Origin of the sequence: Thioalkalivibrio sp. ALE16, assembly GCF_000381305.1 — a bacterium.
Lineage (GTDB): Bacteria > Pseudomonadota > Gammaproteobacteria > Ectothiorhodospirales > Ectothiorhodospiraceae > Thioalkalivibrio.
Genome location: NZ_KB906367.1, coordinates 12,506 through 34,861 on the forward strand (window position 1 = coordinate 12,506; position 22,356 = coordinate 34,861).

Consider the following 22,356-nt stretch of genomic DNA (forward strand, 5'->3'; position numbering starts at 1 on the left):
CCTGGCGGGCCAGTCCGATGAGACGGAGGTATCGAGATGCAGATGGAGGCAAGTGTGGACAAGCTGAGTCGTGAAGACCTGTATTCGCTGGAGAAGTACCACGAGGTACGCCCCCAGTTCCGCAGCGAGGTGATGCAGCACAAGCGGCATCGTGTGGTGCAGGTGGGTCCGGCGGTGACCCTGCATTTCGAGGATCGCAAGACCATGCAGTACCAGATCCAGGAGATGCTGCGGGTCGAGAAGATCTTCGATGCCGAGGGCATCCAGGACGAGCTCGACGCCTACAATCCGCTGATCCCGGATGGCTCCAACTGGAAGGCGACCATGATGGTCGAGTATCCGGACGTGGACGAGCGCAAGGTACAGCTGTCCAAGCTGATCGGGATCGAGCGCAAGACCTACGTGCAGGTCGAAGGCCACGACAAGGTCTACCCGATCGCGAACGAGGACCTGGATCGCGAGACCGACGACAAGACCTCCTCGGTGCACTTCCTGCGCTTCGAGCTGACCCCAGAGATGGTCTCCGCAGCGAAGTCCGGTGCGGCCATTGCCGTGGGGGTGGAGCACGAGAACTACAGCCACCGGCTGGACGCCGTCGCCGAGGGCACGCGCGAGTCGCTCGCGGCCGACCTCGATGCCGTCAACTGACGCGGTCCCTATGCCCGCTTCACGAAAGGCGCCTCCGGGCGCCTTTTTCGTTTCCGGCGCATGCCGGACTGTGGCTTCGTCTGGCCGCCTGCCTCGTGGTGGCTGGCCCTGGATCGTCGCTTGGTGTTTACGGTGGTTCCGGTCCACATACTGCCCGGCGCTGACTCGCCAGCGCGCCGCGAGGTCCTTTCTTGCTTGCCCAAGAAAGGACCCAAAGAAGGGCACCCGGATTTCGCCCGGGAACCTCGCTCCGGACGCGCTGGGCCGGCGGCGCTGAACTCGCTGCGCCTTCGGCTCCGCTCAGACATCCAGCGCCTTCTCCCGGCCCATCACGCCCTCCGCGAGGGGCTCCATACGGGGGAGGAAGGTCAAAACAGGAGGTAGTCCAACATTCCTGTCTGACCTTATCCATTGCCGCCTGAAAGCTCCCCCGGCGCCCGCTAGCGGGCGCGGCACGCAATGGCCGCAGGCCGAGCGTGCCCAAGATGTCGGAAAGCCTAGCCTCCAACCGCTCGCGCGAACGTTGGAACGGCCGTTGTTTTGACCTGCCCCCGTTGTCGTCGCGCCGAGTGGAGAGGGTTTTCGCGGGAGAAAAGGCGCTGGATGTCTGAGCGGAGCCGCAGGCGTAGCGAGTTCAGCGCCGCCCGCGAAAATCCTCGGAGCGAGGGAAACCCCGGCCCGCACAGCGGGCCGGGGTCGCGGCAGTCGGGCGTGTTTCTTGGTGACTTCTTTGCACGAGCAAAGAAGTCACTCGGGGCGCGCTGGCGAGTCAGCGCCGGGCAGTATGTGGACCGGAACCACCGTAAACACCCGATGCCGAACCGGGGCCAGCCACCACGAGGCAGGCGGCCAGACGAAGGCGCCAGCAAACACTGGATGCTGAACAGGGGCGGCCAGAAAGGGCGGTGGGGCTGGGTTCTAAAGGGCGTCGAGGACTTCGGAGAGGCGCGAGACCGCGACGACTTCCATGCCCTTGATGGGCTTGCGCGGCGCGTTGGCCGCCGGGGCGATGGCGCGTGTATAGCCATGCTTGGCCGCCTCGCGCAGGCGCTCCTCCCCATTAGGCACCGGCCGGATCTCGCCGGCCAGCCCGACCTCGCCAAAGGCCAGCATCTCCTGCGGCAGTGGCCGGTCGCGAAAGCTGGATAGGGCGGCCGCGAGCATCGGCAGGTCGGCGGCCGTCTCGGTCACGCGCACGCCGCCGACCACATTGATGAAGACATCCTGGTCGAACAGGGCGACGCCCCCGTGCCGGTGAAGCACGGCCAGCAGCATGGTCAGGCGGTTCTGCTCCAGCCCCACGGTGATGCGCCGCGGTTGCGAGGCATGGCTCTCGGCGACCAGGGCCTGAACCTCGACCAGCAGCGGCCGCGTGCCCTCGCGAGTGACCATCACGACGCTGCCGGGCACCGGGCCCTGGTGGCGGGAGAGGAAGATTGCGGAAGGGTTGGAGACGGCCTTCAGGCCGTTCTCCAGCATCGCGAACACACCCAGTTCGTTGACGGCGCCGAAACGGTTCTTTACCGCGCGCAGCATGCGGTAGCGCCCGTCCGGGTCGCCCTCGAAATACAGCACGGTGTCGACCATGTGCTCCAGCACGCGCGGCCCCGCGAGCTGGCCGTCCTTGGTCACATGACCCACCAGAATCACGGTGATGCCGCGCTGCTTGGCCAGCCGCACCAGGGCGGCGGCACTCTCGCGCACCTGGCCGACCGAGCCGGGCGCGGATTGCAGCGCGGCGGTGTAGAGCGTCTGGATGGAGTCGATCACCAGCACTTGAGGGCGTTCGCGCTCGCAGGTGGCGATCACGTTCTCCACCTGGGTCTCGGTGAGCAGGCGCAGCCCGTCGACCTCCAGACCAAGGCGCCGGGCCCGCATGCCAATCTGCTGGGCCGACTCCTCGCCGGTCACGTAGAGCGTGTCGCCGACCGGCAGCATCGCCAGGGTCTGCAGCAGCAGGGTGGACTTGCCGATCCCCGGGTCGCCCCCCAGGAGCACCACCGAGCCGTGGACCAGCCCGCCACCCAGCGCGCGGTCCAGCTCCGACAGCCCGGTGCCGGTGCGCGGGACCTCGGCCAGCTCGACCTCGCCCAGCCGGGTGATGCCGGCGGCCTCGCCGGCGTAGCCGCCGCGCGGGCCGGCGCTGGCGGCCGGGGTGGCCTCCTCGAGGGTGTTCCAGGCGCCGCAGTCGCCGCACTGGCCGGCCCATTTGGGGCTGACCGCGCCGCAATCCCGGCAGACGTACTGGGTCTTTGCCTTCGCCATCAGGCTTCCTTGTTGTCGGGCGTGGCGGGCAGGTCCGGTGCGACCACGCGCACGGTGCGGATGGTGTTGTTCTTGATCTGGGCGATATCCATCACCACGCCGTTGATCTTCACGCTCACCGGTGCCTCGGGGATGCTCTCCAGGTGTTCGACGATCAGGCCGCTCAGGGTCTTGGGGCCGTCCTGCGGCAGGTCCAGACCGAGGGCGCGGTTGAGTTCGCGCAGGTGGATGCCGCCGTCGACCATGGCGGAGCCGTCTTCCTGGCGCAGGACGTCGTCGCTCATCGCCGGGGAGTCGGTGGTGAACTCCCCGACGATCTCCTCCAGCAGGTCTTCCAGGGTGATCAGCCCCTCGATATCGCCGTACTCGTCCACGACCAGGCCAATCCGTTTCTTCTGTTGCTGGAAGTTGATCAGCTGGCGGTTGAGTGCCGTGCCCTCGGGGATGAAATACGGGGGCGTCACCACCTGGCGCAGGTCGTCGGGGCCGAATTCGTCGCGCTCGACCAGGGGCAGCACGTCACGGCGGTGGATGAATCCGACGATACGGTCCAGCTCGCCTTCCACCACGGGCAGGCGCGTGAAGCTCCCGTGGATCAGCTGGTCTTCGACTTCGTTCCATGGCTCGTTCAGGTCGATCACCACGATCTCGTTGCGCGGGATCATGATGTCCTCGACCGTGGTGCGCTCGAGGTCCAGCAGGTTCAGCAGCATGCGCTGGTGATTGGCCGGGATCAGTGCGCCGGCCTCCGATACCACGCTGCGCAGTTCATCGGTATTCAGCGCGGCGCGCTGGCCGGCGTTCATGTGCACGCCGAACAGGCGCAGCACCCCGTTGGCCATCAGGTTGATCAGCCACACTACCGGCCACATCACCTTGATCAGGCCGGAGTAGACCCATGCGGCGGGGTAGGCGATGCGCTCGCTGTGCAGGGCCGCGAGGGTCTTCGGGGCGGTCTCGGCGAAGATCAGGAGGGTCAGGGTCAGCACGCCCGTGGCGATGGCGACCCCGGTATCCCCGAACAGGCGCCAGCCGATGAAGGTGGCGATCTGCGCGATCAGGATGTTGACGAAGTTGTTGCCCAGCAGGATCAGGCCGATCAGCCGGTCCGGTTTGTCCAGCAGCCGTGCGGCCAGTTGCGCGCCGCGGTGGCCGGTCTGCGCGCGGTGGCGCATCCGGTAGCGGTTCAGCGCCATCAGCGCCGTCTCCGAGCCGGAGAAAAACGCGGACAGCAGGAACAGCACCACCAGGGCGCCGAACAGGACGGACAGCGGGATCTCTTGCAAGGGCGCGGCCTGCGGTCAGGGTTGGGGCGGACGCGGTGGCGTCGTCGGGGTCATTTCAGGCAAGGGGCGCCGGGGTGTCAAGCCGCCTCGGGGGCATTCAGATCCGCCCGAGGATGACCTCCAGCACCAGCTTGGAGCCGAAATAGGCCAGCACCAGCACGACAAACCCGCCGGTGGTCCAGGCCAGCGCGCGGGTGCCGCGCCAGCCCAGGCGCCAGCGCCCCAGCAGCAGGGTGGAGAAGATCAGCCAGGCCAGGATCGACAGCGTGGTCTTGTGCACCAGATGCTGGGCAAACAGGTTGTCCACGAACACCAGGCCGGACAGCAGGCTGAGCCCGAGGAACAGCCAGCCGATGAAGATCATCCGGAACAGCCACACCTCCATCGAGAAAAGGGGCGGCAGGGCGCGCACGAAACCCGAGGCATGGTGGTTGTGCAGCGCGCGATGCTGGGCGGCCATCACCGCGGCCTGGGCGGTCGACAGCGCGAGGAAGGCCCAGCCCAGCGCGGAGAACAGGATGTGCAGATCGATCCCCGCGGAGGTGGCGTAGCGGGTATCGCCGTCGCACAGCAGCGCGGTCACGGCGGCGAGCGCCGTCAACGGCAGGATCACCACGCCGAGGATGGCCAGCGGGTGGCGCCAGCTCGTCAGCCACAGCAGCGCGGCCACCAGCCACAGCGACGCCGACAGGGCGTTGCCGAGGCACAGGTTGAGCCCGGCCTCGGTGAGCACCATCGGCAGCAGCGCGCCCAGGTGGGCCAGCAGGGCCAGCCCCCACAGGGCCAGGGCCGCTCGCGGCTGGCCGGGTGTCAGCGGCTGGCGTCGGGCGGTGATGGCCAGGTAGCCCGCGGTGGCGAGATACAGCGCGACGGCGAGGAGTCCGGTGGCAATGATCATGACGCCGGATTATCGCTGCAATGCCGGTGGATTGCACATACCGGCGGCGGTTGCGGGTCGCCCCGCGGCGGGCCTGCATGCAAGGCCGCGAGACCGGTATACTGTCCGGTCCCGCGGTCGGCCCAAGCCCGCCGCCCGCGCACGGATCAGAAGAGGACACGCGATGTTCGACGGCCTTTCCAGCCGCCTGCAAGAGACCATGAAGCGCCTGAAAGGTCAGGCGCGGCTCACCGAGGACAACATCCAGGACGCCCTGCGCGAGGTGCGCATGGCACTGCTGGAGGCCGACGTGGCCCTGCCCGTGGTGCGCGAGTTCATCAAGGACGTCAAGGAAAAGGCGCTGGGCAAGGAGGTCATCGGCAGCCTGACGCCGGGCCAGGCCCTGATCAAGGTCGTCCATGACGAACTGATCGCGACCATGGGGGGCGAGAATGCCTCCCTGAACCTCGCCCATCAGCCGCCCGCGGTGGTGCTGGTGGCCGGTCTTCAGGGCGCGGGCAAGACCACCAGCATTGGCAAGCTCGCGCGCCTGTTGCGCGAGCGCGAGAAGAAAAAGGTCGCGGTCGTGAGCTGCGACGTCTACCGCCCGGCGGCGATCCAGCAGCTCGAGACGCTGGCGGGGCAGGTGGGTGTCACGTTCTATCCCAGCGACACCAGCCAGAAGCCCGAGGCGATCGCTGATGACGCGGTGGCCCGCGCCCGCCGCGAGGGGGTCGAGGTCCTGCTGGTAGACACCGCCGGCCGGCTGCATGTCGACGAGGACATGATGGCCGAGGTCCGGGCGCTGCATCAGGTGATCGACCCGATCGAGACCCTGTTCGTGGTCGATTCCATGACCGGCCAGGACGCCGCGAATACCGCGCGCGCCTTTGGCGAGGCCCTGCCGTTGACCGGCGTGGTTCTGACCAAGGCGGACGGCGACGCCCGCGGCGGTGCGGCGCTGTCGGTGCGCCAGATCACCGGGGTGCCGATCAAGTTCATCGGCATGGGCGAGCGCCCGGATGCGCTGGAGCCGTTCCATCCCGAGCGTATCGCCTCGCGCATCCTGGGCAAGGGCGATGTCCTGTCGCTGGTCGAGGAGGCCAGCCGTCAGGTCGACCAGGACCAGGCCGCGAAGCTGACCCGCAAGCTGAAGAAGGGGCGAGGCTTCGATCTGAACGACCTGCGCGACCAGCTGGGCCAGATGCAGAAGATGGGGGGCATGAGCTCAATGCTCGAGAAGCTCCCCGGTGGCGGCAAGCTGCCGGACGCCGTCAAGAACCAGGCCAGCGACAAGGAGATCGGTCGCATGATGGCGGTGATCTCGTCCATGACCGAGCACGAACGCCGCCATCCGGACGTGATCAAGGGCTCGCGCAAGCGGCGCATCGCGGCCGGGTCCGGCACCCAGATCCAGGACGTGAACCGCCTGCTCAAGCAGCACACCCAGATGAGCAAGGCGATGAAGAAGTTCTCCAAGGGCGGCGCGTCGAAGATGATGCGCGCCCTGGGGGGCAAGATGGGGGGTATGGGTGGCCCCGGCGGCGGGATGCCGTTCCGCTGATGATCAGGGCGCGTGCGAACGACTGCCGGCTACAGGTGGAAGCCTCGGGGCTTCCCTTGTGTTACTGGCCGGATTCGTTATAATCGCGCGTTTTCTCGAGAAAACGGACTCACGGGGTTCAACACTACATGGTTACGATTCGCCTGCTACGCCGCGGCGCCAAGAAGCGCCCGTTTTATTCGATCGTGGTTACCGATTCCCGCGCTCGTCGCGATAGCGGCTACAAGGAGCAGATCGGGTTCTTCAATCCGGTGGCCCGCGGTCAGGAAGAGCCGCTGCGCATCGATCTCGAGCGCGTGGACTACTGGCTGGGTCACGGCGCCGGCATGTCCGAGCGCGTGAACCACCTGGTCAAGGGCTACCGCAAGCAGCAGTCTGCGGCGGCCTGAGGTCGTCCGGTCCGCTGTACTGACGCTTGGCTGCGGTCATGAACGAGGCGGGTGAGCGCATCCGCGTCGGGCGTGTCTCCGGGGTCTATGGCGTCAAGGGCTGGGTCCGGGTGTTTTCCGAGACCGAGCCGCGCGCCGCGATTACCGAGTTCCCGCAGTTGTGGATGCACTACGGGAACGACTGGCGCCTGGTCGAGATCGAAGGCGGCCGCGCGCATGGCGCGGGCGTCGTGATGAAGTTCCGCGAGGCGGCGGATCGCGATGCCGCCTACGGGTTGATCGGCGCCGAACTCGCGATCGAACGCGACTGGCTGCCCCCGGCCGAAGAGGGCGCCTACTACTGGGCCGACCTGCTGGGCATGGCGGTCGAGAATCGCGACGGCACGGCACTGGGCACCATCTCGGGCTTTATCGAGACCGGTGCCAACGACGTGCTGGTGGTCCGGGGTGACCGGGAGCGCCTGATCCCCTGGGTGCGCGAGCAGTACGTGCTGGATGTGGACCTGGAGGCTCGCTGCGTGCGGGTCGACTGGGATCCGGATTTTTAAGCGGCGCCGGTGCGTTTCGACGTCATCACGCTGTTTCCGGAACTGGTCGCGGCGGTTGGCGAAGCCGGCGTGACCGGGCGGGCCGTCGAGCGCGGCCGGCTGGACCTGAAATACTGGAATCCGCGCGCCTGGGGCGCCGGCTTCCACCAGGCCGTGGACGACCGTCCCTATGGCGGCGGGCCAGGCATGGTGATGCAGTACGCGCCCCTGGCGTCCGCGCTGGATGCGGCGGTGGCGGACGCGGACGCGGTCCCGTACGTGATCGCGCTGACCCCGCAGGGGCGGCCGATCCGGCAGGCGATGCTGCGCGAGCTGGCGGCGCGCCCCCGGGTGGCCCTGGTCTGCGGGCGCTACGAGGGCATCGACGAGCGCTTCATCGAGGCGCGGGTCGATGAGGAATGGTCGCTCGGCGACTTCGTGCTCTCGGGCGGGGAGCTCGCGGCCATGGCGGTCGTCGATGGCTGCGCCCGTCTGCTCCCGGGGGTCCTGGGGCATGCGGACTCCGCCGAACAGGATTCCTTCAGTGCCGGGCTGCTGGATTGCCCGCACTACACCCGGCCGGAGACCGTGGCCGGGCGGGCAGTACCGCCGGTACTGCTGGGTGGCGACCATGGCGCCATCCGCCGCTGGCGCCGCCGTGAGGCGCTGGGCAGGACCTGGAGCCGGCGGCCGGACCTGCTGGCCCGGCTGGAACTCGGGGCCGAGGATGCGGCCCTGTTGGACGAATACCGTGTGAGTGGCCGGACAGGCGGCTCGCGCACCGAAAGCGATGATTGAGGTCGAGTAATGAATAACGTCATTCAGGAACTGGAAGCCGAGCAGATGAAGTCGGATGTGCCCGCCTTCGGGCCCGGCGATACCGTGGTGGTGCAGGTGAAGGTGCGCGAAGGCGACCGCGAGCGCCTGCAGGCCTTCGAGGGCGCGGTGATTGCCGTGCGCAACCGCGGCCTCAACTCCGCGTTCACCCTGCGCAAGGTCTCCTACGGTAACGGTGTGGAGCGCACGTTCCAGACCCACAGCCCGCAGATCGCCGAGATCAAGGTGAAGCGCCGCGGCAAGGTGCGTCGCTCCAAGCTGTACTACCTGCGCGACCGCACCGGCAAGGCCGCCCGCATCAAGGAAGACGTCAAGGCGGCGAAGTAACGCCGGCCGGCGGGGTGCGGCAAATGGCCGTGACCCCGTCACCCCTGGCTTTTCGCTATTCGATGTTGGCTGGATCGACGACCCGCAGCCAGCGCTGTCTCCTCCCCGGAGTCGCGCTGGCTTTTGCGTGGCTGGAATCCGCGAACGGTGAGCTCCTCGCCTGCGACTGGCAGGACCCGGATGATCCCCGGGAGTTGGTCCCGCTGGCCGACATCCCGGGGGCCGATCGTCGCCCGCCACCGTTTGCCCCGGACGCCTATGGCCGGGATGCGTCCGCCTGGCAGCCGACCCCCGCGGTCCCGCCGGGCAGTGCCCATGCGCGCCGCGTCTGGGCGGCCCTGTCGGAGATCCCGGTCGGCGAGGTCCGCACCTATTCCGAGATTGCGGCCCGCGTGGGCTCGGCGCCCCGCGCCGTGGGGCAGGCCTGTCGCGCCAACCCCTGGCCGCTGTTCATCCCCTGCCATCGGGTCGTGTCCTCCCGCTTTCGTCGTACCCATGATGTGGGCGGCTACGCAGGCGATCAGGTGGGCGAGCTGGCCCAGGTCAAGCGCCTGTTGCTGGCGCACGAGGGGGTTCTGAACCACGAATGATCCGGCGCCCGTCGCGTGCCGGTTTTTCTCCCTTCCTTCCGTCCCCCCCCCCCGATGATTCTTCCCGCCTCCGCGGCGGCTGGTCTGCGTGCTTTGTTCCCCCTGCGGGGAATCTTCATCTCTTTTTTCAGTTTCTTGCGCGCCCGGGCCGTGCTGAACGGCGCCTGAAAAAAATTCCCCAAAACCGGGAATAGATTGGAGTGGTCCCCCGTCTGCCCCTCGGTGTTGATGCCCAAGAACCTTTCAAAAACAGACTTTTAGGAAACGCTAATATAGTCTTTTGTGTTGACAGCACGGACTCGGGTTCAGCACTCTGCTACACAGGTCCGGGCCAGATCAGTCCCGGGCTTCATCGAAAAAAACCCGTGTGATGGAGGTTTCCATGTTCAAGAAAGCATTGCTTGCGTTGCCCGTAGCAATGGCTGTTGGGGCTGCAGCTCAGGCCGGCGAGTGGCAGGACCCCAATGATGTCCTGCAGAACCTGCTGCAGAACAATCCCGATTCCGCCTACCTGCATCAGAGTGAAATGAATATCATGATGATGCCGGACAACCCCGCCCTGTGGCTGATCGACGAAGGCGAAGAACTGTTCTACGCCGAGCGTGGCCCGAACAACGTCTCCCTGGAAGGCTGCGACTTCGGCAAGGGCCCGGGCGAGCTTGAGGGTGCTTACGTCGAGCTGCCGCGCTACTTCGAAGACACCGGCAAGGTGATGGACTTCGAGATGCGCCTGGTGCACTGCATGAAGGAACTGCAGGGCTTCACCAGCGATGATCCCGCGGTGGCCCGCCGTCACGGCAACGGCTCCGACATCATGCAGCTGACCACCTATATCGCCCACCAGTCCTCCGGGATGGCGTGGAACCCGCCGCTGGATCACCCGGAAGAGCAGGCCATGCGCGACGCCGGTGAGGTGCTCTTCTTCCGCCGCGGTGGTGCGATGGACTTCAACTGCGCCTCCTGCCACGGCGATTCCGGCAAGCAGATCCGCGCCTCCGTGCTGCCCGAAATGCGCAATGGCCAAGAATGGACCAAGGCTGTCTCCTGGCCCGCCCACCGCGCTGGCCACGACAACGTGCGTAGCCAGAACCACCGTATCCGCGGTTGCGTGTGGCAGATGCGTCACGCCGGTATCAAGGCGGACACCCCGGTCAACACCGCTCTGATCTCGTTCTGGAACGATGCGGCGCGCGGCGAACCGGCCGTCCTGCCCGACCTGAAGCGGTAACCTACGGACGCAATAGGAGACACCAAGTATGTTTAAGAAGAATGCTGTTGCGGCCGGCATGGCCGCGTTCGCATCCGTCGCCCTGACCGCAGGTTGCGCTGTCGCCGACGGGAGCAAGGGTTCGGATGTCGACATCACCGCGATGAGCGCCGAGGAACTCGCCGAACACCTCATCTTCGAGACGGACAGCTTCCGTGATCAGGAGATGCAGGAAGGCGGTACCTGGCGTGATCGCATGACCCAGGATGAACTGCAGAAGGCCTGCTCCATGGAAGGTGACCCGGACGGCGAGACCGCCGGCCGTGTGGTCGCGATGGCGCGTGCGTCCTACGAGGCACCGGAAAGCATCGAGCTGGGCGACTGGCGCAAGGGTGCCGAACTGGCCGACTCCGGCTACGGCTACCGCCAGGGTCACCGTACGGATGACCACAGCCAGCGCGAGGCGGGTGGCAACTGCTACAACTGCCACGTGTTCGATCCGCGCGTGTCCGAGCAGGGCACGATCGGCCCGAGCCTGCAGAACTACGGTGCCAACCGTGGCACCAGCGAAGCCGTCCTGCGCTACGTGCACGAGGTGATTTCCAATCCTCACCAGTACTTCCCGTGCACGCAGATGCCGCGCTTCAACTCCGACCGTCACCAGCTCCTGAGCGACGAGCAGATCAGCCATATCATGGCCTACCTGCTCGATCCGGAGTCGCCGGTCAACAACCAGTAAGCCATTTGCTGGATCGGGGCAGTCCGCAAGGACTGCCCTTTTTTGAGTCCCCGCGCAGGGTTGCGGGGATTCAGAAAAGGGTCCCATCGCGCTCGGCCTCCCGTCCGCGCGCGGGTCCCGGACGGGAACGAGACGCTCCAGCCATCAGGGCAGCCGGGCTGAATGCCTTGAGGCGCTGGTCTCACCGCGGGCAAGAAGCGGCAACAGCCGACGCAAGAGGAGATATCAGGGATGCTCAGTAACAAGACAGTGGGGGCGAGCTTGGCCATCGTGGCGTCGACGGCGCTGATTGCAGGCTGCGACGGCTGGATGGGCGAGCGAGGCGGCGAAGTCGATATTACGGCGATGACCGCCGAAGAGTATGCGGAATACCTCGTGCTGGAGACGGACAGCTACAGCTTCGAGCAGGAGGCACAGGAGGGTGGATCAGCCCGGGACCGTATGGTCCAGGATGGCATCCAGGCGGCCTGTTCGCTCGAAGGCGAGCCGGATGCCGATACGGCCGGCGAGGTCATCGCGATGGCGCGCGAGAGCTACGAAGAGCCGCCGGGCGGCCCGCGCCTGGGGAACTGGCGTCGGGGTGCCGAGCTGGCGCGTTCCGGTTACGGCTATCGGATCGGTCATCGCAATGACGACCACGGTACCCGCGAGCCGGGCGGCAACTGCTATGCCTGCCACCAGATGGATCCAGCCGAGGAGCTCTACGGCACGCTGGGCCCAAGCCTGGCGGGTTACGGGGCCACCCGTGGAACCGACAGCTCGGTCGTGAATTACGTGCATCAGGTGGTGTCCAACCCCCACCAGTACTTCCCGTGCACCAAGATGCCGCGCTTTGGCCACAACAACTTCCTGACCGAAGAGCAGATCGCGCACGTGATGGCGTATCTGCTGGACCCGGAGTCTCCGGTCAACCAGTAAACCGGTCACACGGTCGAGGGCGGTCGCTATCGGCTGCCCTTCTTGAGCCACCGCGGGTACGCTCGCGGTGGCTTTTTGTTTGAGGGACGCATGCTCAGCTACCAACACGACTATCACGCCGGCAATTTCGCCGATGTGCACAAGCACCTGGTCCTCTGGCAGGTTCTGGAATCCCTGCGCGGTCGCGACAAGCCCTTCGTGGCACTGGACCTGCACGGGGGTGCCGGCGGGTACGACCTGACCGGTGCGCGGGCGCGCAAGACCGACGAGGCCGCGGCCGGTATCGCCCGCCTGTGGGCGACGGAAAAGCCCTTGCCCTCCGGCGTGCGGGAGTTTCTCGGCACGCTGCGGTCTATGCAGCCCCGGCTCCCGCGTCTGACGGAGTACCCGGGATCCCCTTTGCTGATCCAGGCGCGGCTGCGCGAACGCGATCAACTGATCGCCTGCGAGCTGCATCCCGAGGCATACGGACGTCTGCGGGCGCGGTTGGCGGGGGATCCGCGCTGTCACGTGCACAAACGCGACGCGCGCGAGGCCGCGCGGGCCTTGTTTCCCCCGGAGCCGCGCCGTGGCCTGGCCTTGCTGGACCCCTCCTACGAGCGCGGGGCCGAGTATCGCGAAGTGGCCGAGATGGTGACCACGATCCGCCGTCGCTGGAACACGGGGATCATCCTGATCTGGTATCCGATCCTCGCGGGCCGGCCGGATCACGCGATGCGCGAGCACTTGAGAGCCGAACTGGAGGATCCGTGGCTGGCCAGCGAGCTGCGCATCGCACCCGACCCCGAACGCCACATGGGGCTGGCGGGTTCCGGGATGCTGGTGCTGCGGCCCCCGTGGCAGCTGGAGACGCATCTCCCCGAGCTGCTGGCGCCGGTGTGGCAGGTCCTGGATCCGGAGGGTGCCGGTGGGCTTTACCAGGCTGCTGTCCTTGAAAACGGCGCGGGCGACCCTACCTTGCGACGTGTCGAGATCAATCAAGGGACCAGCAGGCCATGAGCGAAACCCAGACCGCACCGCAACCCGAGACCCGCCGCTTCGAGACCGAGGTCAGTCAGCTCCTGCAGCTGATGATCCACTCGCTGTACTCCAATCGCGAGATCTTCCTGCGCGAGCTGATCTCCAATGGCGCCGATGCCTGTGACAAGCTGCGCTTCGAGGCCCTGGCCCAGCCGGAGGCGATTCCGCAGCCGGCGGAGCTGGCGATCGACGTCGAGGTGGATCCGGAGGCGCGCACGGTGACGGTGCGCGACAACGGCATCGGCATGTCCCGCGAGGAGGTGGTCGAACATATCGGGACCATCGCCCGTTCCGGCACCAAGGCGTTTCTCGAGAAGCTGACCGGGGACCAGAAAAAGGATTCGCAGTTGATCGGCCAGTTCGGGGTGGGCTTCTATTCCTCGTTCATCGTGGCCGATGAGGTGCGCCTGGAGACCCGCCGCGCCGGCAGTGAGCCGGATGCGGGTACCCGCTGGGAGTCACGGGGCGACGGCGAATACACCATCACCGCCTGCGAGCGCACCGAGGCTGGCACCGAGATTACGTTGACGCTGAAGGAAGACGCCGACGAATTCCTCGAGCCCATGCGCCTGCGCCACATCATCGGGCGGTATTCGGATCATGTGGCATTCCCGATCCGCATGCGCAAGTCGGATGACGAGGGCAACCCGACCGACGAATGGGAGACGGTCAACCGCGCCAGCGCGCTGTGGACCCGTTCGAAGAGCGAGATCAGCGACGAGGAGTACCGCGAGTTCTACAAGCACGTCGCGCACGACTTCGAGGATCCGATTGCCTGGACGCATAACCACGTCGAGGGGCGCCAGGAGTACACGACGCTGTTCTACATCCCGAAGCGGGCCCCGTTTGACCTGTGGGACCGCGATGCCCGTCACGGGGTCAAGCTCTACGTGAAGCGCGTGTTCATCATGGACGACGCGGAAAAGCTGCTGCCCAACTACCTGCGCTTCGTGCGCGGTGTGGTGGACTCGGCTGACCTGCCGCTGAATGTCTCGCGCGAGATCCTGCAGGACAACCGCCTGGTCGACTCGATCCGCTCCGGCTCGGTGAAGAAGATCCTCGGGCTTCTGCAGTCCATCGCCGACAACGAACCCGAGAAATACGCCGAGATCTGGAAGAACTTCGGGCGGGTGTTGAAGGAAGGCCCCGGCGAGGACTTCGCCAATGAGGAGACCATCGCGAAGCTGCTGCGCTTTGCCAGCACCCAAAACAGTGACGACACCCAGAACGTGGCGCTGGCGGACTACATCGAGCGCATGAAGGACGGTCAGGAGGCGATCTACGTGATCACCGCCGATAATGCCTCCGCCGCGCGCAACAGCCCGCATCTGGAGGTGTTCCGCAAGCACGGGATCGAGGTGCTGCTGCTGTCCGACCGGGTCGACGAATGGCTGCTGTCGCACCTGCGCGAGTTCGATGGCAAGGCGATCAAGAATGTTGCCAAGGGCGACCTGGACCTCGACAAGATCATCGGCGAGGAGGCAGACCCGAAGAGTGGTAGCGACGAGCCGGCGGGCGACGACGATCTGGGCGATCTGCCCGAACGCCTGCAGCAGGCGCTGGGCGATCGGGTCGACAGTGTGCGCGCCTCGCGGCGGCTGGTGGAGTCTCCGGCCTGCATCGTGCTCGGCGAGCACGAGATGGCGCTGTACCTGCAGGAACTGCTCAAGCAGGCCGGCCAGGAGACCTTCTCCGGCAAGCCGGTACTGGAGGTCAACCCGGGGCACCCCCTGGTCGAGCGTCTGAAGGCCGCCGAAGGAGACGACTTCAACGACCTCGCCTCGCTGCTGTTCGAGCAGTCCCTGCTGGCCGAAGGCGGGCAACTGGAGGACCCGACCGGGTTCGTCGCGCGGCTCAATCGCCTCCTGTTGCAGAAGGCCGCCTGACCCGATTGGCCACCCGCCGGAAACCGTATCGCCGGCGGGTGGACCTGACGCGCGGCCGTGTTCCGCGTTACCCTTACAAGTTCATGTATTAAGAGGGCAAAGCCCATGCAAGTCGCGCAGAACGCCGTGGTGGCCATCCACTACACCCTGACCAACGACGCTGGCGAGAAGATCGACAGCTCCGAAGGCCGCGAGCCGCTGGCCTACCTGCACGGGAACGGCCAGATCGTCCCGGGCCTGGAGAAGGAGCTGGAAGGCAAGGCCGCCGGTGACAAGGTCCAGGCCAAGGTCTCCCCGGCAGAAGGCTATGGCGAGAAGATCGATGCCATGGTCCAGGAGATCCCGATGGATGCGTTCCAGGGCGTCGAATCCGTCGAGCCGGGCATGCAATTCCAGGCGCAGACCGAAAACGGCCCGCTGACCGTCACCGTGACCAAGGTCGAGGGCGATACCGCCACGGTCGACGGGAACCACCCGCTGGCCGGCGAGACCCTGAACTTCGACGTCGAGATCGTCGAGGTCCGCGAGGCCTCCGCCGAAGAGCTGGAGCACGGCCACGCCCATGGCGAGGGCGGTCACCAGCACTGAGCGTGCCGGGCCGGCGCCACGCTGGCCTGACCACGAGGCGTGAAGGCTCGCCAGTCCGACCCGCTCCGGTGCCGCCGGGGCGGGTTTTTTCGTTCCGGGCCCGCCCGATGTGCCGTGCTCGGGGCTTCATTTCCGATAGTGATATTGCAAACCATTCTCATTCCGTATAGGGTGCCCTCCGTTGATGGCAACGGCGACCGGATCATCCTCCGCGCCCGCCACGATCACCGGACCCGGCTGAAGGTGTCCAGTCCTTGCAGCGAGCGTGCTCGATGATGGCCAAACGTACGAACACAACTCCCCCCGGACGCCGGCGAACGCTGGCGCTGGGGGTGGCCGCCAGCTTCGCGCTGCATGCCGGAGTGCTGGGTTCGCTTTGGGTCATGCGCGATGCCGAGCCGGAATCCATAGGCACCCGGGGCGGTGGCATGGAGGCCCACTGGGTCGATCTGGATAGCGTCCTGCCGGGCGAGCCGGCGATTGAACCCGAGGCCGTTGTGGAGACACTGGACGAACCGGAACCGGAACCGGAACCGGAACCGGAACCGGAACCGGAACCGGAACCAGAGCCAGAGCCGGAGCCGGAGCCAGAGCCGGAGCCAGAGCCAGAGCCAGAGCCAGAGCCAGAGCCAGAGCCAGAGCCAGAGCCAGAGCCAGAGCCAGAGCCAGAGCCAGAGCCAGAGCCAGAGCCAGAGCCAGAGCCGGAGCCGGAGCCGGAGCCGGAGCCGGAGCCGGAGCCAGAACCGGAACCAGAGCCGGAACCAGAGCCGGAACCAGAGCCGGAACCAGAGCCGGAACCAGAGCCGGAACCAGAGCCGGAACCAGAGCCGGAACCAGAGCCGGCCGGATTCACCCCGGAGCGGGTCGAGGAGGCGGAGACGGGCGCGACCGCCAGTGGGCCGGCGGGGCAGGAGGACGAGCCCTTCGAGGAGCCGGGTTTCGGGGCGGATTACCTGAGCAATCCGCCGCCCGACTATCCGCGGATCTCGCTGCGTCGTGGCGAGGAGGGGACCGTGCTCCTGCGGGTCCGGGTTTCCGCGCAGGGGCAGCCGCTGGACTGGTCGGTGGAGGAGAGCAGTGGCCACCGGCGTCTGGACGAGGCCGCTCAGGCAGCGATCGAGCACTGGGAGTTCGAGCCGGCGCGCCGTGGCGGCCGCGCGGTGGAGGGCGTGGTCCTGGTGCCAATGGAATTTTCGATTCGATAAACGCGTGAGCCCCGCCGCAGGGGCGCCGTCGAGGATGACTGCATGAACGAGTTCGATGTTTTCTACGTGTTTCGCCATGGCGACCCGGTGCTGATCGCGGTCTTCCTGGTCCTGCTGGTGATGTCGGTGGCGACCTGGGCGATTGCCGCGAGCAAGCTGTTCACGCTGTTCGGTGTGCGCCGCGACAACCGCGCGACGCTGGAGGCCTTCGATGCGAGCCAGACGGCGCCGGCCTTTCACGATGCGATCCGTGATCAGCGCGGTCCGCTGGCGGCGATCGGCCAGGAGGCGTTCGCGGCGTTCGACGACTATCGCGGTGTGCGGGATGGCTCGGACAAGGCCGAGCAGCGTCTGGACGACCACGTGGTGCGCCGAATCCGCCAGGCGATGGACCGCCAGCTGTTGCGCATGCAGGCCGGCAACATCGTGTTCGCCTCGGTCGGGGCGCTGGCACCGTTCGTCGGGCTTCTGGGTACGGTCTGGGGGATCCACGGCGCGCTGATCGACATCTCGCAGGAGTCGTCGGTATCCATGGACCTGGTCGCCGGGCCGCTCGGTGAGGCCCTGGTGGCGACGGCCGCCGGTCTGGCCGCGGCCATTCCGGCGGTCGCATTCTTCAATATCTTCAATCGTTCCCAGCGTCTGCTGCACCAGGATTTCGAGGCCTTCGCGCATGATGTGCATGCCCTGCTGATGCACTCCGACCTGATGCCGGGCAATGCACGCCAGGCCCGCGACCGCCGTACCGATCCGCATGCGCTGCCGGACGACGGCCTGCATCAGGGGGTATGAGCGATGGCCTTCGGACGCATGGGTGATTCCAACGAGCCGATGTCGGACATGAACGTGATCCCGCTGGTGGATGTGATGCTGGTGCTGCTGGTGATCTTCATCATCACCGCGCCGGTGATCACACACTCGGTGGATCTGGATCTTCCCCAGGCCACCAGCGAGCCGGTGGACGAACTGCCCGAAAGCGTCACCCTGGCGCTGGACGGGGGTGGCGATCTCTACTGGAACAACGAGCCGATTGCGCTGGAGCAGCTCCCGACGCGCCTGCGCGATGTGCTCGAGACACAACCGGACGTCGCGATCTACCTGCGCGCGGACCGCGACACCCGCTACGAGCGGCTGGCCCGGGTGATGGCCGAGGTGCGCCAGTCCGGGGTGGGCCGCATGGCCTTCGTCTCCGAACCGGAGGGGGAACGATGAATTCCGGCTCTTCTGAATCGGTCAAGCCCGCCGCCCGCGAGCAGACGGGCCCGCGCGAGATCGCCAGCGAACAGTTGCTGGGACCCGCGCGGCAGATCCGCATCTGCCACCGTGGCGAGTGGTACACCTTGCGCCGCACCGCGAACGACAAGCTGATCCTGACCAAGTAGAACCACACGAAACACCCGTCACGGTCCGTACCGTGACACCTGCCAGCCAGGGGAGCCCCTCCCTCAGCCAGCCTCCAATCCGTCACCGATCCGCGGCGTCTCGACGTCCGGGCGGTATTGATACTGGCTATTCAAGGGAGACCACCATGGCTCGAAACCACCAGCCGACCCACCGAACCGAACCGCGATCAACGCGTTCGCCCATCCACGGCGCCTGGAAACGGCGGGCGATCGTGCTCGCGATCGCCGGGGTCGCGGGCATTCCCGCGCTCCATGCCCAGGAAGCCGACCCAGGGACAGTCCCCGAACCCGAGGCCCGGCTTGCACCGGTCCAGATTCTCGGGGATGTGACCGCGACGCAGCGGCTGCCCGGTTCAGCGGCCGTTGTCGGGCGTGACCAACTGGAAACTGAAGGGACCACCGATATCCATCAGGCGCTCAAGACGGTGCCCGGCGTCTATGTCCGAGAGGAGGATGGCGCGGGCCTGCGGCCGAATATCGGTATCCGGGCGGCGCCGCCGGGGCGCAGCAGCAAGGTGACGCTGATGGAGGACAACGTATTGATCGCCCCGGCCCCGTATTCCAACCCGGCGGCCTACTATTTCCCGACCGCCAAGCGGATCCACGAGATCGAGGTACTGAAGGGAGCGCCATTGCTGCGCCATGGCCCCCAGACGACCGGGGGGGTGATCAACCTGGTGTCCACGCCACTCCCCCGCGAACGTGAAGGGTCCATCGAGGCGGTGGTGAACGATCGCGGCGGCACCGATGTGCATGCCATGTTTGGCGACCGTTCCGGCGACTGGAGCTACATGATCGAGACGGTCCAGCGGGACGGGGCCGGTTTCAAGGACATCGATCGCAGCAACCGGGATACCGGGTACGACATCCAGGACTATGTCGGAAAACTGCGCTGGGAGGGTGAGCGCCAGAGCATCGAGACCAAGATCCAGTATTCGGAGGAGACCTCGAACGAGACCTACCTCGGTCTGACCGACGAGGATTTCGCGCGGGACCCCAACCGGCGATACGGCCTTTCCGAGATCGACCAGATGAATAACGATCACCTCGGGCTGAGCCTGACGCACGACATCGACTGGTCGGATCGCGTACGCATGACCACCACCCTGTACCGCAACGAGTTCGCGCGTAACTGGTTCAAACTTGGTGGCGGCAGTGCGTTTATCGACGACGCCAACCAGGGGGATGCCACCGCGCAGCGGATCCTCCGGGGCGAGGAGGATGTTGCGGACCTGACGTATCGCAACAACAACCGCGAGTATGTCTCCGAGGGTGTCCAGACCGAGTTGAGCATGGACTTCGGGGACCACTGGCTGCGCGCGGGTGCCCGCTATCATCAGGACGAGATGGATCGGTTCCAGCCGGATGATATCTATGACCAGGTGAACGGCTCGCTGGTCTACCAGGATACGATCCAGCCGACGGGCAGCAACAACCGGTTCGAGGATGCCAAGGCCTGGAGTTTCTGGGTGGCCGACGAGTGGTACGTGAACGATCGGCTGACCGCCAACCTCCTGCTGCGCTACGAGGACGTCGAGACCTCGCGTACTCAATACGGCGACGCGCAGCGCACGGTTGTGGACTCCCGGCGTTCCAATTCGAGCAGCATCTGGTTGCCCGGGGCCTCGCTTACCTATGACGTGACGGATCGCTGGCAGGTCCTTGCCGGCGTACACCGGGGATTTGCCCCCCTGGGCGGCGGTGCGACCGAGGAACAGGATCCGGAAACCAGCACCAACTGGGAACTGGGTGCCCGTTATCAGGGTGATAACGCCTTCGTCGAGGCCATCGGCTTCTACAGCGATTTCTCCGACTTCGTGCAGAACTGCTCGATCGCCACGCCCTGCTCGGACGGATCCACCTCCGGGACGTTCACTACCGGAGAGGCGGTGATTTCCGGTCTGGAATTGCGTACGTCCACGAGCATGGATCTCGGCCGTTTCCGGGCGCCGCTGGAGGCTAGCTATACCTACACCAGCGCCGAATACAGCGCGGACAACGCGGTTTCCGGTGTGCAGAAGGGAGACCGCCTGCAGGCGATCCCGCGTCACCAGTTCAGTCTGCGCGCGGGGCTCGAGCATGGCAGTGGCTGGAACAACTACGCCATCCTGAAGTACATCGACGAGACCTGCAGCAGTGACGGCTGTAATCGTGCGTCGGGCGGCTTCAATCGCACCGAGTCGCTGACCACGCTGGACCTGGTAAGCCGATATCCGCTGGGCAAGGATACCGACTTGTTCGTGCGCGCCACCAATGTGCTGGACGAGCAGAGCATCATCTCGCGGTATCCGGACGGGGCCCGGCCCAATGAGCCGCGCACCTTCTCGGTGGGCCTGAAGCACCGCTTCTGAGACCCCCGAACGGGGTTTGCATGTGCCTCCGATTGGCCGCGGCGTTGTCCGCGGCCTTTTTTATGGATCGGTTTCCGCGGGTGTGCATCACAGTTTGCAGGCGCAGGGGCCGAACGAATCGAACCAACGGCGCTCAACCGGGCCTTAGAGCCGAGTGTCCCGACGGCGGGTGATCCGCCCGTGCGTAGGGAATGATCCGGAACGGACTGCAACGGTAAAGGAGAACACCATGTGGAAATCACGACTGACGATTCTGATGCTTGCCCTGATGATGGCGCTGGGCAGCGCGACCCTCGCGGGCTGTGACAATCAGGGCCCGGCGGAAGAGGCCGGCGAGAACATCGACGACGCCATGGACGATGCTGGCGACGCGATGGAGGATGCCGGGGACGAGATGGAGGATACCTTCAGCAACTGATCCCGGCTGACCCGAAACAAAAAGCCCCGGCACGCCGCGCGTGCCGGGGCTTTTTTGGTTGATTCGGAGGGGGCGCCCCGGCGGGGCGCCCGAGGGTCAGAAGTTGTTGTCACCCTCCGGTTCCATGCCGCCATCGGACGGGGGCTGCTGCATCTCGCCGTCCTGCGGCGGCTCCTGCATGCTCCCTTCGGGTGGCGGGGCGCTCTGCATGCCGCCTTCACCCCCCTCGGGCTGTTCCTGCATCTGCTGTTCCTCGAACTCGTCCATGCCCATGTCGCCGTCGGAGCAGCCCATCAGAAGTACAAAGGGTGCGATGGCCGCGGCGGCCAGGATCCTGGTGGAATGCTTCATGGAAACTCCTGTCCATTGAGGTGGATGTAAACGCGCAACTGCGTTCACACCTCTCGACCCTTGAGCCCCCTCCGGTGTTTCGGGAAATTCATCACAGCTTTGCGTTTCGCCCGGGGCGTGGTTTCTGTCACGCATCCTCGTGCGGTTTGTCGACGGCCCTTCGCGGGGTCGCTAGAGTGAGACAAAGGCAATTCCGGACGGCAGTGATGGCGCAATCCTCTTCGCAAGAATCTCTCCTGGAGCAGGCTCGCAATGCCTGGGCCCGCGGCGAACACGCTGCCGCGATGACCCTCTGGCGGCAGGGGGCCGAGGCCGGGGACCCGCAGTGCGCCTTCAACCTGGGGGTCCTGCTGGACGAGGGACAGCACCTGCCGCGGGATCCCCTCGAGGCCGCGCAGTGGTATCAGCGTTCGGCCGAGGCCGGGTTCCCGGATGCCGCCTTCAACCTGGCCGTCCTGTTCGAGCAGGGGGACGGCCTGGAGGCGAACCCCAACGAGGCGGCCCGCTGGTTCCATATTGCCGCGGAGCGCGGGAATGCCCAGGCGATGTTCAACCTGGGGCTCAAGTTCGACGAGGGCCGGGGCCTGCCGCAGGATGCGGAACAGGCGGCCCAGTGGTATCTGCTGGCGGCCGAGGCCGGCGAGGGGCGCGGTGCAGCCAATCTCGCGCGGCTGTTCGCGATGGGCGAGGGCGTGGAACGCTCCGATGTGTCGGCGTTCAAGTGGTATGCGATCGCGGCGGAGATGGGGATTGCGAGCGCGGCGCGTTACCGCGAGCGCGTGGCGCGCGAGCTGAGCCCCGACGAGCGCCTGCACGCGGGCGAACGCGCCCAGGAGTGGCTGCAGAACCAGGCACAGGCCAAGGCAGCGCCGCGCCTGCAGTAGCCGGCACGGCCGCCTGTCAGGGATGCAACCTGAAGGAAGCGCCGGGAGCTCGCGAGCCGATCGCCACGGCGCTGCG

The 22,356-nt window shown here is 66.4% G+C and carries 24 protein-coding genes and 1 pseudogene; 20 read left to right on the plus strand and 5 right to left on the minus strand.

The features are described from left to right. Window positions 1–36 precede the first annotated feature (36 nt). The gene (locus F627_RS0111385; RefSeq protein WP_019584091.1) at window positions 37–648 is read left to right on the plus strand and encodes a DUF3501 family protein; all 612 of its coding nucleotides are present in this window, start codon (window positions 37–39) and stop codon (window positions 646–648) included. A gap of 300 nt (window positions 649–948) precedes the next feature. Here F627_RS0111385 and F627_RS17230 read toward each other — a convergent pair. The 4 genes and pseudogenes from F627_RS17230 to F627_RS0111400 all read right to left on the minus strand — a co-directional run bounded on the left by F627_RS17230 (window position 949) and on the right by F627_RS0111400 (window position 5,097). Then, window positions 949–1,156 (minus strand): annotated as a pseudogene (locus tag F627_RS17230) (hypothetical protein). Window positions 1,157–1,566: 410 nt separating this feature from the next. Continuing rightward, window positions 1,567–2,913 (minus strand): DNA repair protein RadA, encoded by a 1,347-nt coding sequence (gene radA, locus F627_RS0111390; RefSeq protein WP_019584092.1) that lies wholly within the window; start codon window positions 2,911–2,913, stop codon window positions 1,567–1,569. Continuing rightward, the gene (locus F627_RS0111395; RefSeq protein WP_018876078.1) at window positions 2,913–4,199 is read right to left on the minus strand and encodes an HlyC/CorC family transporter; all 1,287 of its coding nucleotides are present in this window, start codon (window positions 4,197–4,199) and stop codon (window positions 2,913–2,915) included. Before F627_RS0111395 ends, radA begins: the two co-directional genes overlap by 1 nt. 97 nt (window positions 4,200–4,296) lie before the next feature. Then, window positions 4,297–5,097, minus strand: coding sequence for an inner membrane protein YpjD (locus tag F627_RS0111400; RefSeq protein WP_018881227.1), 801 nt, complete (start codon window positions 5,095–5,097; stop codon window positions 4,297–4,299). Between the two features lie 163 nt (window positions 5,098–5,260). Between F627_RS0111400 and ffh the strand changes: the two genes are divergently transcribed. The 18 genes from ffh to F627_RS0111495 all read left to right on the plus strand — a co-directional run bounded on the left by ffh (window position 5,261) and on the right by F627_RS0111495 (window position 21,045). Further along, window positions 5,261–6,640 (plus strand): signal recognition particle protein, encoded by a 1,380-nt coding sequence (gene ffh, locus F627_RS0111405; RefSeq protein WP_019584093.1) that lies wholly within the window; start codon window positions 5,261–5,263, stop codon window positions 6,638–6,640. Between the two features lie 128 nt (window positions 6,641–6,768). After that, on the plus strand, window positions 6,769–7,029 hold the full coding sequence (gene rpsP / locus F627_RS0111410; RefSeq protein ID WP_018865796.1) for a 30S ribosomal protein S16: 261 nt from the start codon (window positions 6,769–6,771) through the stop codon (window positions 7,027–7,029). 38 nt (window positions 7,030–7,067) lie between these two features. Further along, complete coding sequence (gene rimM, locus F627_RS0111415; RefSeq protein WP_018881226.1) at window positions 7,068–7,577, plus strand: ribosome maturation factor RimM; 510 nt, start codon at window positions 7,068–7,070, stop codon at window positions 7,575–7,577. Window positions 7,578–7,586: 9 nt separating this feature from the next. Further along, the gene (gene trmD / locus F627_RS0111420) at window positions 7,587–8,354 is read left to right on the plus strand and encodes a tRNA (guanosine(37)-N1)-methyltransferase TrmD (RefSeq protein WP_018876080.1); all 768 of its coding nucleotides are present in this window, start codon (window positions 7,587–7,589) and stop codon (window positions 8,352–8,354) included. 9 nt (window positions 8,355–8,363) lie between these two features. Then, complete coding sequence (rplS, locus tag F627_RS0111425) at window positions 8,364–8,720, plus strand: 50S ribosomal protein L19 (RefSeq protein WP_018877312.1); 357 nt, start codon at window positions 8,364–8,366, stop codon at window positions 8,718–8,720. A gap of 23 nt (window positions 8,721–8,743) precedes the next feature. Further along, window positions 8,744–9,310, plus strand: coding sequence for a methylated-DNA--[protein]-cysteine S-methyltransferase (locus F627_RS0111430; protein ID WP_019584094.1), 567 nt, complete (start codon window positions 8,744–8,746; stop codon window positions 9,308–9,310). A 418-nt stretch (window positions 9,311–9,728) separates the two neighbouring features. Then, entirely contained in the window at window positions 9,729–10,538 is an 810-nt protein-coding gene (gene soxA, locus F627_RS0111435) for a sulfur oxidation c-type cytochrome SoxA (RefSeq protein ID WP_018876082.1), read from the plus strand. A gap of 28 nt (window positions 10,539–10,566) precedes the next feature. Next, on the plus strand, window positions 10,567–11,256 hold the full coding sequence (soxX, locus tag F627_RS0111440) for a sulfur oxidation c-type cytochrome SoxX (RefSeq protein WP_018879954.1): 690 nt from the start codon (window positions 10,567–10,569) through the stop codon (window positions 11,254–11,256). A gap of 231 nt (window positions 11,257–11,487) precedes the next feature. Next, window positions 11,488–12,174 (plus strand): sulfur oxidation c-type cytochrome SoxX, encoded by a 687-nt coding sequence (soxX, locus tag F627_RS0111445; RefSeq protein ID WP_018876084.1) that lies wholly within the window; start codon window positions 11,488–11,490, stop codon window positions 12,172–12,174. A gap of 90 nt (window positions 12,175–12,264) precedes the next feature. Continuing rightward, window positions 12,265–13,173 (plus strand): 23S rRNA (adenine(2030)-N(6))-methyltransferase RlmJ, encoded by a 909-nt coding sequence (locus F627_RS0111450; protein WP_019584095.1) that lies wholly within the window; start codon window positions 12,265–12,267, stop codon window positions 13,171–13,173. Further along, window positions 13,170–15,080: a molecular chaperone HtpG gene (gene htpG / locus F627_RS0111455; protein ID WP_019584096.1), complete on the plus strand. Its 1,911-nt coding sequence runs from the start codon at window positions 13,170–13,172 to the stop codon at window positions 15,078–15,080. Before F627_RS0111450 ends, htpG begins: the two co-directional genes overlap by 4 nt. 105 nt (window positions 15,081–15,185) lie before the next feature. Further along, a complete protein-coding gene (locus tag F627_RS0111460) occupies window positions 15,186–15,668 on the plus strand; it encodes a peptidylprolyl isomerase (protein ID WP_018865786.1) in 483 nt (160 codons plus the stop codon). Window positions 15,669–15,940: 272 nt separating this feature from the next. Beyond that, window positions 15,941–16,873, plus strand: a complete 933-nt coding sequence (locus tag F627_RS16580) for an energy transducer TonB (RefSeq protein ID WP_231370153.1) — start codon at window positions 15,941–15,943, stop codon at window positions 16,871–16,873. Between the two features lie 42 nt (window positions 16,874–16,915). After that, window positions 16,916–17,665, plus strand: a complete 750-nt coding sequence (locus tag F627_RS0111475; RefSeq protein WP_018865784.1) for a MotA/TolQ/ExbB proton channel family protein — start codon at window positions 16,916–16,918, stop codon at window positions 17,663–17,665. Window positions 17,666–17,668: 3 nt separating this feature from the next. Next, window positions 17,669–18,085 carry a biopolymer transporter ExbD gene (locus F627_RS0111480; RefSeq protein WP_018865783.1) on the plus strand — a complete coding sequence of 139 codons (417 nt, stop codon included), beginning with the start codon at window positions 17,669–17,671 and terminating at the stop codon, window positions 18,083–18,085. Continuing rightward, a complete protein-coding gene (gene hemP / locus F627_RS16585) occupies window positions 18,082–18,255 on the plus strand; it encodes a hemin uptake protein HemP (protein WP_018865782.1) in 174 nt (57 codons plus the stop codon). The genes F627_RS0111480 and hemP overlap by 4 nt, the downstream gene beginning before the upstream one ends. Before the next feature lie 233 nt (window positions 18,256–18,488). Then, on the plus strand, window positions 18,489–20,627 hold the full coding sequence (locus F627_RS0111490; RefSeq protein WP_019584099.1) for a TonB-dependent receptor domain-containing protein: 2,139 nt from the start codon (window positions 18,489–18,491) through the stop codon (window positions 20,625–20,627). Window positions 20,628–20,856: 229 nt separating this feature from the next. Continuing rightward, the gene (locus F627_RS0111495; RefSeq protein WP_018876089.1) at window positions 20,857–21,045 is read left to right on the plus strand and encodes a hypothetical protein; all 189 of its coding nucleotides are present in this window, start codon (window positions 20,857–20,859) and stop codon (window positions 21,043–21,045) included. 96 nt (window positions 21,046–21,141) lie between these two features. Here the strand turns inward: F627_RS0111495 and F627_RS0111500 are convergent, their stop codons facing one another. Then, on the minus strand, window positions 21,142–21,396 hold the full coding sequence (locus tag F627_RS0111500; RefSeq protein ID WP_018881219.1) for a hypothetical protein: 255 nt from the start codon (window positions 21,394–21,396) through the stop codon (window positions 21,142–21,144). 206 nt (window positions 21,397–21,602) lie between these two features. On the opposite strand from F627_RS0111500, the gene F627_RS0111505 reads away from it, so the two are divergent. Continuing rightward, on the plus strand, window positions 21,603–22,280 hold the full coding sequence (locus F627_RS0111505) for a tetratricopeptide repeat protein (protein ID WP_019584100.1): 678 nt from the start codon (window positions 21,603–21,605) through the stop codon (window positions 22,278–22,280). Window positions 22,281–22,356 lie beyond the last annotated feature (76 nt).

Coding starts and splice junctions, on each gene's coding strand:
- F627_RS16580 (WP_231370153.1), top strand. CDS start 15,941: ATGATGGCCAAACGTACGAACACAACTCCCCCCGGACGCCGGCGAACG.
- F627_RS0111505 (WP_019584100.1), top strand. CDS start 21,603: ATGGCGCAATCCTCTTCGCAAGAATCTCTCCTGGAGCAGGCTCGCAAT.
- F627_RS0111500 (WP_018881219.1), bottom strand. CDS start 21,396: ATGAAGCATTCCACCAGGATCCTGGCCGCCGCGGCCATCGCACCCTTT.
- F627_RS0111480 (WP_018865783.1), top strand. CDS start 17,669: ATGGCCTTCGGACGCATGGGTGATTCCAACGAGCCGATGTCGGACATG.
- htpG (WP_019584096.1), top strand. CDS start 13,170: ATGAGCGAAACCCAGACCGCACCGCAACCCGAGACCCGCCGCTTCGAG.
- rimM (WP_018881226.1), top strand. CDS start 7,068: ATGAACGAGGCGGGTGAGCGCATCCGCGTCGGGCGTGTCTCCGGGGTC.
- rpsP (WP_018865796.1), top strand. CDS start 6,769: ATGGTTACGATTCGCCTGCTACGCCGCGGCGCCAAGAAGCGCCCGTTT.
- soxA (WP_018876082.1), top strand. CDS start 9,729: ATGGCTGTTGGGGCTGCAGCTCAGGCCGGCGAGTGGCAGGACCCCAAT.
- F627_RS0111460 (WP_018865786.1), top strand. CDS start 15,186: ATGCAAGTCGCGCAGAACGCCGTGGTGGCCATCCACTACACCCTGACC.
- F627_RS0111495 (WP_018876089.1), top strand. CDS start 20,857: ATGTGGAAATCACGACTGACGATTCTGATGCTTGCCCTGATGATGGCG.
- rplS (WP_018877312.1), top strand. CDS start 8,364: ATGAATAACGTCATTCAGGAACTGGAAGCCGAGCAGATGAAGTCGGAT.
- radA (WP_019584092.1), bottom strand. CDS start 2,913: ATGGCGAAGGCAAAGACCCAGTACGTCTGCCGGGATTGCGGCGCGGTC.
- F627_RS0111475 (WP_018865784.1), top strand. CDS start 16,916: ATGAACGAGTTCGATGTTTTCTACGTGTTTCGCCATGGCGACCCGGTG.
- soxX (WP_018876084.1), top strand. CDS start 11,488: ATGCTCAGTAACAAGACAGTGGGGGCGAGCTTGGCCATCGTGGCGTCG.
- soxX (WP_018879954.1), top strand. CDS start 10,567: ATGTTTAAGAAGAATGCTGTTGCGGCCGGCATGGCCGCGTTCGCATCC.
- ffh (WP_019584093.1), top strand. CDS start 5,261: ATGTTCGACGGCCTTTCCAGCCGCCTGCAAGAGACCATGAAGCGCCTG.
- F627_RS0111450 (WP_019584095.1), top strand. CDS start 12,265: ATGCTCAGCTACCAACACGACTATCACGCCGGCAATTTCGCCGATGTG.
- F627_RS0111400 (WP_018881227.1), bottom strand. CDS start 5,097: ATGATCATTGCCACCGGACTCCTCGCCGTCGCGCTGTATCTCGCCACC.
- F627_RS0111385 (WP_019584091.1), top strand. CDS start 37: ATGCAGATGGAGGCAAGTGTGGACAAGCTGAGTCGTGAAGACCTGTAT.
- hemP (WP_018865782.1), top strand. CDS start 18,082: ATGAATTCCGGCTCTTCTGAATCGGTCAAGCCCGCCGCCCGCGAGCAG.
- F627_RS0111430 (WP_019584094.1), top strand. CDS start 8,744: ATGGCCGTGACCCCGTCACCCCTGGCTTTTCGCTATTCGATGTTGGCT.